This window comes from Armatimonas sp. (assembly GCF_964826245.1).
Map to the genome: position 1 here is coordinate 1 of NZ_CBAYMC010000263.1, position 5,569 is coordinate 5,569.

Sequence of the window (5,569 nt, forward strand, 5' to 3'; positions counted from 1 at the left end):
GAGGGGGCGGCGGCGGAGCTGGATGCCTACAAGAAAATCTACCGCGAGCTGCCGAGTTTAGAGGTGATCTTGAGCGGCAAGGGAAGCAAGCTCCCCTACCCCGACGAGCCCAGTGTGCGCTACGCCGTCGCCATCGGCCTCACCGCGCGGGCAAAGACCCCGGAGCAGGCACTCCATGGCTTCCTCTGGCTAACGGAGCGTGCCCCCGCCGAGTGGGTGCAGCTCTTTATCAGCGATCTCCTACGGCTCTGGCGTGCTCAAGGCCGCATGGGCGAGCTCGCCCAGCTCTTTGCCACCGAGCCACGCCTCAAAAATCTCGCCGCAGAGTACCTGCAACTGATGGGCAAGTAGTGGACGATAAAGCACTCAAAGACCGCCTCTCGGGGGCGCTCTTACGACTGCGAGCACGCCAGCCATTTTTTGCGGCGCTGGCGCTCTTTGCCGGCTCCGTTCTCTCCGACGCGATCCCAACAGCGGCAACGGATGGGCGACGGATTTTCTGGAACCGGGCGTTTCTGGCAGGACTCAAGAGCGACGAAGTGGATGGGGTACTCTTGCATGAGGTGCTCCACGCCGCGCTACTTCACGTGACGCGGCGTGGGCAGCGCGATCCTCTTCTCTGGAACCTAGCCGCCGATATCGTGGTGAACGGGATGGTGGAAGCCGCCAAGCTTAAGCTCCCCCAGGGCGCGATTCGGGAGAAAAAGTGGGAGAAACTCACCGTCGAGGAGGTCTACGAGCTGCTGGAGAAGAGCGCGATAAAGCTCACGCTCAGTGAAGAGTGGCAGGATCTGTTGCCGCCGGAAACGGGGAGTGCCGAAGAGCTTGCCGCACACTGGCGGGCGGCGTCGGCGCAGGCAAAGGCGCTGATGCAGAGCACGGGTCAGGGAGATATGCCTGTGGGCTGGGAGCGGGAGCTGGGTGCCCTGGAGCCCGCGCAGCTCGACTGGCGCAGCTATCTCTGGCGGCACTTGGTACGCACCCCCACGGACTTCTCCGGCTTCGACCGGCGGCTGATCCACCAAGGACTGTACCTAGAGACGCTGGAGGGCGAGTCGGTGCGGGTCTGTGTCTGCATTGACACGTCGGGCTCGATCGGCAAGAGCGAGCTGGCGCAGTTTCTCGGAGAAGTCGTGGGTATCCTGCGCTCGTACCCGCATCTCCAGTGCTACCTCTACTACGCCGACGCGGCACTCTACGGCCCCTCTGCACTCACCGGCGACACGGCTATCGACGCGCTTCCTACTCCCCAAGGCGGCGGTGGGACGGACTTTCGCCCGTTCTTCGCCGCCGTAGCAGAGGCCGAGAAGGCTTGGGACACCGCGGCGGTCTGTGTCTACCTTACCGATGGCTACGGCGCATTTCCCGAGACCCCCTCAGAAGGCCCGACGCTTTGGGTGGTCAGTGCGGGCGGGCTAGGTGTCGAGGGTTTTCCCTTTGGTGAGGTCGCTCGGCTGATCCTCGCTTCCTGAGGGAGGCAGCGGCGGACTGCCAAAGAGCGGCTCTAGGATCGCCCCGAGGCGCGCGGCGGACTGCGCGGCCCACGGCAGGCGAAGCGCCAGCCAGAGCCGTCCCAGCATCTCCTCCCCAAAGGCAAGCAAGTCCGTGGTGGCTTTCTGGTTGGGCGTGGGGTCCTGCGCCCAGAAGAGCACCAGGAGCAAGTGCCCCGTGTAGAGCAGGGTCGGGAGGTACTGACGGATCGGGCCTTTGGGTATATCGCTGGCTCCTGCAACAACTTCATGGAAGACCGCATGAATCCGCCGCCGCCAGTGCGCAGCCCCCTCCCCTAAAACTTGCGTCGGGCTTCCGGGGGTGAGCCCTGCTCCAAACAGAGCTGTGAGTGTCGCACGGTGCGGCAAGAGCCGCGCAATGTCCGCCCGCTCAATCGCCGCCCAGCGCGAGGCCAGCGACCCTGGCGGCAAGAGCTTCGCCTCCGCCGCCAGCTCCTCGACCAGCCGCTCATAGAGCGCGAGAACCATCTCCTCTTTGGTGCGGAAGTAGCGGTACGCCAGCCCCAATGAGCACTCCGCCCGCTCCGCAATCCCACGCATCGTCGCGCCCTCAAAGCCCTGCTCAGCAAAGAGCTCCAGCGCCGCGGCGAGAATCCGCTCACGGGTTCGCTCGCCCTTGGAAACTTTCTCGTTGGTTGTGGTAGCTATCTCACTCATTTTTGAACTTTGTTCATTTTACCTCTTGACAGAGTTGATTGCCAGCGATATATTAAAAATGAACGTGTTCAATAAAAAAACCTCGCCTAAATGGGAAGCCAACCCTACGCGCTCTGGGAGGACGTTTTCTGGCCACGCTCATCAGCTGGAGTGTGGGCGCTGCTTGCTGGTTGTGGGCTTCGCTGCACTAATGGGTTCAAGGAAAGATAAAATGAAACCTCGGTATGACTTTGTGGATGATGGTCGCTTTAATCCCACCCGTGTGTGGCAGAGTGCGCTGGCAACCCTCGGAGGCTGGACGGCTGGGGCGCTGGTCTCGGGGATGGGGGTCTACTCACCGTGGGCGTTTATTTACATGGCTCCCTTCGTAATCCCAGCGTGGTTCTTGTTTGTCCTGCCCCATGCGCTTCTCTTGCCACGCAACCACTTCCTCACTCGGCCCGCATTCTCTTGGCTCTACGGTGCACTCTGGGGTGTGGCGATCCTAGGGCTTTACCAGACTCTGCACATTTCAACCCCCTTACAGACCAACGAGCTCCTCACCAATCCCTATGGTCTGACGGGAGCAAGCATCACCGGCGCGGTGACTGGCCTGATCGCCTCCCGTTATGAGCGAGCGCGAGGATGAGAACCGTGCTTCTATCGAACTACTTTTTAAAATCGTGTAAAATCAGGGTATGTCGAAGAAGATTGCGATGATCGGCGCGGGAAGCGTCGTTTTCTGTAAGACCCTGATGTCCGATATTATGGCGACACCTGCCCTGCACGGCTGCGAGTTCGCCCTGATGAGCCCCACGGAGAGCAAGCTGCGACGGATGGAAGCCTTTGGCCAGCGCATGCTTTCTGATAACGGCCTACCGGGCAGTGTCTGGGCCACGACAGATCGGCGCGAGGCGATCCAAGACGCAGACTTTGTGGTGGTGATGATCCAGGTGCGCGGCTTTCATGCCTACGGCGTGGACTACGAGATTCCTCTCAAGTACGGCGTGGACCAGTGCATCGGCGACACGCTCGGGCCGGGCGGCTTGTTCCGGGGCCAGCGCCATATCCCCGTGCTCGCCGAGATCGCCAAGGACATGGAGACGCTCGCCAAGCCCGGCGCGATCATGCTCCAGTACGCCAACCCGATGGCCGCCAACTGCCTGGCGCTCGGCAAAGTCTCTAATGTCCCGTTTATTGGCCTGTGCCACGGGGTTCAGACGACGCTGGACCTGATCGGCGGTTACTGCGGCGTCCCCAAAGACGAGATTTCGTTTGTCTGTGGCGGCATCAACCACATGGACTGGTTCCTCAAGCACGAACACCAAGGCCGCGATCTCTACCCTCAGCTCCGCGAGCTCTTTGAAAAACCCGAGTACTACAAGAACGAAAAAGTGCGTGGCGAGGTCTTCCGGCAGTTTGGCTACTTCATGACCGAGTCCACCGGGCACCTGAGCGAGTATGTGCCGTGGTTTCGCAACAACCAAAAAGCGCTGGATCTCTACTGCGACGAACCGGGCTTTGGTGGGGAGAGTGGCGCGTACTACAAGTGGGGCAAGGCGATGGCCGAGAAGTACGAGCGCGTTGATCCGCTCCAGTTTGAGAGCACGGCGATTGAGGCACGAAGTGTCGAGTACTGCTCCTACATCCTAGAGGCGGTGGTCACGGGCAAGCCATTTCGCCTGATGGGCAATGTCCGCAATGATGGCTATATCACCAACCTCCCGAGTGGCTGCTGCGTCGAGGTGCCCACGTTCGCCGACGACACGGGCCTGCACCCGACCGTGATCGGCGACCTGCCGCCACAGTGCGCCGCGCTCTGCCAGACCAATATCAATGTCCAGACCCTCTGCGCCGAGGCCGCCCTCGGCGGCGACCCCGAGCACCTGGTCCACGCCCTCGCCCTAGACCCACTCACCGCCGCTGTCTGCACGCTCAAGGAGATTCGGGAGCTGACCAGCGAGATGCTAGAAGAGCTGCGCCCGTATTTGCCGCAGTTCGAGGGAAAAACACTCCGCCCCACCCCGACCATCTCCATCCCCGAGAACTGCGTCGCCGTGGATGTCCCGCTAGACCCCGCCCTCGCCATCGGCAAGCGCTTCGGGACGCTCATTGAGCAAAAGACGGACTAAAGTGATTCTGGCCGACGAGACGCCGAGAGAGCTCCTTCCCATCATCGTAGGGGGGATCTGCACAAGGTTTGTCGTTCAGGAATACTGGTATGCTGGTGTACAGTGTGAATCGGTCGCCGTCCTTTTCCTCCAACTAGACCACAGCTTGTGGCACCGGTTCTTCATCGATGCGGGTGTTCCATTCTGGAGCACAGTCACCGAACCCGACACTTGGGATACAACACCTGATGACGAGTACCACTACCCACAGCGTGAGGTAGCCGCAGAGCTAGGGTTGTTGGGGTTATCCGTCCAGAACCTGGAGTTCGCCGATGGCTCCCCCATCTGTAATCTGCGCCTCAGTTTCTCCGGTAGTATCACACTCATCCTGTGCAATGAGAACGACCACAGTACGCTGATCATTGAAACGGATACAGAATGGTAGAATTTGCTATGGATAGCTCCCTTCTACAAACTGAGGACGAGATTATTGAGTGGCTCAATGCTCGTGGCAATGGCGATCCAGATGAGAATGGTATCAGCCGGGATCAGCTCCGCGAAAATCGTCGGCTCACTCCACGAGAGCGCTTAGAGGAGTTAGAGCGCTGTGTCTCCGGCTTGATGCGTCTCCAAGAGAGAATCACGGTAAATCGTCATGCCTGAAATTGATCCACGTTTTATCGAGGCGATAGAGCGTCTCCACAAAGCTCAGGTTCGATTTGTAGTGGTTGGTGGTGTCGCGATGAACTTACACGGTGGAGCCCACCTCACAAAGGATATTGACTTTAGCTTTGCGCCTGAGGATGGGAATCGAGAGCGTTTGGCAGTCACGATGAACGAGATGCATGCAAAACCTCTTGGCTGGCCCTCCTATAATCCGTTTAGTGTCACAGCATCTCAACTTAGCCGTGTCCGCTTCCTAAATCTGAAAACGGACCTTGGAGCGATTGACCTTCTGCCTCTCCCCTCAGGGATAGATTCTTTTGAAGGGCTCTGGGAGCGGGCAGATGTTATGGACTTGGGTGGCTTCTCCGTACGTGTTGCTTCCATTGACGATCTCATTGACATGAAAAAGGCGGCGGGCCGCCCCAAGGACGAGCGACACCTCATGGAGCTCTACGCATTAAAAAAAATCATCGCAGAAGAAGAAGTATGAAGCTTGCCACTCTGATCTTATTTGCCCTCGCCCTTCCCTGCCTAGCCCAAGCTCCGCCAAAGCCTGCCTCAAAGATCGATGCGGCGTATTTCATCCAGAAAGTTCAGCCGATTCTGGAAAAGCGCTGTTTGGGCTGTCATGGGGCAGAGACGCAG

General features: G+C 59.5%; 7 protein-coding genes and 1 pseudogene. 7 read left to right on the plus strand and 1 reads right to left on the minus strand.

Going from position 1 to position 5,569, the window contains the following annotated elements:
• Both AC1XOS_RS19095 and AC1XOS_RS19100 read left to right on the plus strand, forming a co-directional pair.
• Nucleotides 1-351 (plus strand): annotated as a pseudogene (locus AC1XOS_RS19095) (ATPase); the annotation flags it as partial.
• Nucleotides 351-1,472: a vWA domain-containing protein gene (locus AC1XOS_RS19100; protein ID WP_481963810.1), complete on the plus strand. Its 1,122-nt coding sequence runs from the start codon at nucleotides 351-353 to the stop codon at nucleotides 1,470-1,472. The pseudogene AC1XOS_RS19095 and the gene AC1XOS_RS19100, both read left to right, overlap by 1 nt.
• Here AC1XOS_RS19100 and AC1XOS_RS19105 read toward each other — a convergent pair.
• Nucleotides 1,416-2,168: a TetR/AcrR family transcriptional regulator gene (locus tag AC1XOS_RS19105; protein WP_481963811.1), complete on the minus strand. Its 753-nt coding sequence runs from the start codon at nucleotides 2,166-2,168 to the stop codon at nucleotides 1,416-1,418. The two genes, AC1XOS_RS19100 and AC1XOS_RS19105, sit on opposite strands and share 57 nt — an antisense overlap.
• Nucleotides 2,169-2,379: 211 nt before the next feature.
• Here AC1XOS_RS19105 and AC1XOS_RS19110 point away from each other — a divergent pair, with 211 nt between their 5' ends.
• The 5 genes from AC1XOS_RS19110 to AC1XOS_RS19130 are packed head-to-tail and all read left to right on the plus strand — an operon-like array spanning nucleotide 2,380 to nucleotide 5,414.
• Nucleotides 2,380-2,796 (plus strand): hypothetical protein, encoded by a 417-nt coding sequence (locus tag AC1XOS_RS19110; RefSeq protein WP_481963812.1) that lies wholly within the window; start codon nucleotides 2,380-2,382, stop codon nucleotides 2,794-2,796.
• 49 nt (nucleotides 2,797-2,845) lie between these two features.
• Entirely contained in the window at nucleotides 2,846-4,279 is a 1,434-nt protein-coding gene (gene melA / locus AC1XOS_RS19115) for an alpha-galactosidase (RefSeq protein ID WP_481963813.1), read from the plus strand.
• A 1-nt stretch (nucleotide 4,280) separates the two neighbouring features.
• On the plus strand, nucleotides 4,281-4,703 hold the full coding sequence (locus tag AC1XOS_RS19120; RefSeq protein ID WP_481963814.1) for a hypothetical protein: 423 nt from the start codon (nucleotides 4,281-4,283) through the stop codon (nucleotides 4,701-4,703).
• Between the two features lie 8 nt (nucleotides 4,704-4,711).
• Nucleotides 4,712-4,921, plus strand: a complete 210-nt coding sequence (locus AC1XOS_RS19125; protein WP_481963815.1) for a hypothetical protein — start codon at nucleotides 4,712-4,714, stop codon at nucleotides 4,919-4,921.
• Nucleotides 4,914-5,414: a nucleotidyl transferase AbiEii/AbiGii toxin family protein gene (locus AC1XOS_RS19130; protein ID WP_481963816.1), complete on the plus strand. Its 501-nt coding sequence runs from the start codon at nucleotides 4,914-4,916 to the stop codon at nucleotides 5,412-5,414. Before AC1XOS_RS19125 ends, AC1XOS_RS19130 begins: the two co-directional genes overlap by 8 nt.
• Nucleotides 5,415-5,569: the final 155 nt, after the last annotated feature.

Excerpts from the sequence above, each read along its gene's own strand:
- AC1XOS_RS19105 (WP_481963811.1), bottom strand. The coding sequence starts at position 2,168 with ATGAGTGAGATAGCTACCACAACCAACGAGAAAGTTTCCAAGGGCGAG.
- AC1XOS_RS19110 (WP_481963812.1), top strand. The coding sequence starts at position 2,380 with ATGAAACCTCGGTATGACTTTGTGGATGATGGTCGCTTTAATCCCACC.
- melA (WP_481963813.1), top strand. The coding sequence starts at position 2,846 with ATGTCGAAGAAGATTGCGATGATCGGCGCGGGAAGCGTCGTTTTCTGT.
- AC1XOS_RS19125 (WP_481963815.1), top strand. The coding sequence starts at position 4,712 with ATGGATAGCTCCCTTCTACAAACTGAGGACGAGATTATTGAGTGGCTC.
- AC1XOS_RS19130 (WP_481963816.1), top strand. The coding sequence starts at position 4,914 with ATGCCTGAAATTGATCCACGTTTTATCGAGGCGATAGAGCGTCTCCAC.